Raw genomic sequence first — 2,516 nt, forward strand, 5'->3', positions numbered from 1 at the left:
CCCGCTCGGCGACCTCGGCCGCGGCGTGTTGTGGCGTTGTTACGACGATGATTTCGGCGTTGGGGATCAGCTGGGCGACCGAGATCGCGATGTCGCCGGTGCCCGGCGGCAGGTCGAGCAGCAGCACGTCGAGGTCGCCCCAGTAGACGTCGGCCAGGAACTGCTGCAACGCCCGGTGCAGCATCGGCCCCCGCCACACCACCGGCGTGTTGCCCTCGGTGAACTGCGCGATCGAGATGACCTTCACCTCGTGAGCGATCGGCGGCAGGATCATCGACTCGACCTGGGTGGGTCGGTCGGTGCTGCCCATCATCCGCGGAATGGAATGGCCGTGGATATCGGCGACGAGCACACCCACCGACAGGCCGCGGGTGGCCATCGCCGCGGCGAGATTCACCGTGACGGTGGACTTGCCGACTCCGCCCTTGCCGGACGCGACGGCATACACCCGGGTCAGTGAGCTTGGCTGAGCGAACGGGATGACGGGCTCGCGGGCATCGCCGCGCAACTGCTTGCGCAGCTCGGTGCGCTGCTCGTCGCTCATCACGTCCAGGCTGACCTTCACCGCGCCGGTGCCGGGCACGTCGGCGACGGCCTGGCGAACGCGGTCGCTGATTTCGGTCTTCTTCGGGCACGCGGACGTCGTCAGGTAGATCTCGACGTGCACATCACCGCCAGGGCCTACCTCGATACTCTTGACCATCCCGAGTTCGGTGATGGGGCGGCGCAGTTCGGGGTCGATAACCTTGGCCAGTGCGGCGCGAACGTCTGCAGTCGGATCGGACATCATCGCCGAGTGTAGTTCGGTGACGATGCGGGCCGGGACGGCCCGGTCAGGCGGGGGGAGCCGACTGCGGGCTGAGCGGTTGTCCACCCGGCGCGGGGGGAGTCGACTGCGGGCCGGCGGGCGACTGCGGCTGCGTGGCCACGGGAGCAGGCGGCGCGACTGCCGGTTGCGGCTGCTGGGCCACCGGGGGTGCGGGGACCGACGGGGCAGCGGGCGGGGGAACCTGGGCGGGTGGGGCACCAAACGGGGCTGGCGGCGCACCAAACTGGGCAGGCTGCGCACCAAACGGGGCGGGTGGCGCACCAAACGGGGTGGGCGGCATGCCCGCCTGGGTCGGCGGCGCATTGAACACCTGCTGAGGCCCGCTGGTATCGCCGCTGATGCAGATCACCGTGCACGAGGGGCCCGGCCGCTGCGTCGCCCACGGCTGCGGACCATTGCTCGGTCCACCGCTGAGGTCGATCAGCGGCATCTGGGCCAGCGGGTCGCTCGACGGCAAGCCGTGCATGTTGAGCGGCAGGTTGGGTCCGAGGCCTTCGGCGTTCTCCAGGTGCGCGTCGCCGAGCGGCGGCGGGGGTCCGGTAATCGGGGGCAGGTCGACCGGGATGACGCCGGTGGCGTAGGCCGCGGCCCAGCCCAGCACGTTCTGGGCGTACGGCATCGAGTTGTTGTAGCGCAGGATCGCCGACAGGACCTGCGACTGGTCGCGCAGGTTCAGCCCTCCGCTGCACAGGTATCGGGCCGCGGCCAAGGTGGCGTCGTAGAGGTTTTGCGGATCGGCCATGCCGTCGCCGTCACCGTCGGAGGCATAGTGCGCCCAGGTGCCCGGCAGGAACTGCATCGGTCCCATCGCCCGGGCATAACCGACCCGTCCGGCGCTGGTGCTCTGGATGACGACCTCATTGCCCGGCAGCGTCCCGTCCAGGGTCGGTCCGTAGATCGGTCGTATTGCGGTGCCGCGCGCATCAGTGGCACCGCCGTTGGCGTGCCCGGACTCGATGCGCCCGATCCCGGCCAGCAGGTTCCAGCTGATGCCGCAGCCGGGGTCGCCGGCTGCCATCATCCGTTCGGCGTTGCGGTATGCGTTCAGCGCCATCCCCGGAATACCCAGCGCGCCAGGTGTATTCACCACCCCTGTCGGCGGAGGAGCCGACGACGTGGCCGCCGCGACGTGGAAACCGACCTTCGGGTGCTCGACGGCAATCACCAGCGGACCGGTCGGGTCGGTGGAGGCGCGCGCGACCGCGGCAACCGGGGTGATGGCGGCATCGCGCAGCGTCGACTTGGTCAACGGGAACGGCGGTGCGCCGGCGCCGTCCACGCTGGCATAGATAAGGCAGGCGATCATCGCCACACCGAATGCCGGGCTGCGGGCTGTGCCGGTCAGAGCTTCCTGGACGGTCGTGGTCACCGTCTGGGCGGTTGACGTGACGGCCGCGGCTGCGGCCGGAATCCTCAAGGCGTCGGCCGTGCGAACCACCAGGTTGCCCGCCGACGACGCGGCACTGACAACGAGGCCAGGGACTTTGGGGACGCGAAGGATCGCCTTTTGCGTCTTTGCAAGGGCGGGACGTAAGCCCATGCGTCCCCCTACCCGCACTCGACCTGCCTAGTTCTCGAGGGTTGTGGGACCCGCGGCACCGCGTGGGCCTCGTGAACTACGTCACCATACATAACACGGGTGACTCCAGTGACAACAATGGCGCAGTCTCTGCCTGTGAAAACACGG

At 69.4% G+C, this 2,516-nt stretch carries 2 protein-coding genes; both read right to left on the bottom strand.

Features of this window, described 5'->3' with window-relative positions:
* On the bottom strand, positions 1-814 hold an 814-nt coding region (locus VN856_RS20675; protein ID WP_325692413.1), incomplete at its 3' end, for a P-loop NTPase.
* A gap of 19 nt (positions 815-833) precedes the next feature.
* Positions 834-2,135: a lytic transglycosylase domain-containing protein gene (locus tag VN856_RS20680; RefSeq protein ID WP_325692415.1), complete on the bottom strand. Its 1,302-nt coding sequence runs from the start codon at positions 2,133-2,135 to the stop codon at positions 834-836.
* Positions 2,136-2,516: the final 381 nt, after the last annotated feature.

Source organism: Mycobacterium sp. (genome assembly GCF_035603715.1).
Taxonomy (GTDB): Bacteria; Actinomycetota; Actinomycetes; order Mycobacteriales; family Mycobacteriaceae; genus Mycobacterium.

Coding starts and splice junctions, on each gene's coding strand:
- VN856_RS20680 (WP_325692415.1), bottom strand. CDS start 2,135: ATGATCGCCTGCCTTATCTATGCCAGCGTGGACGGCGCCGGCGCACCG.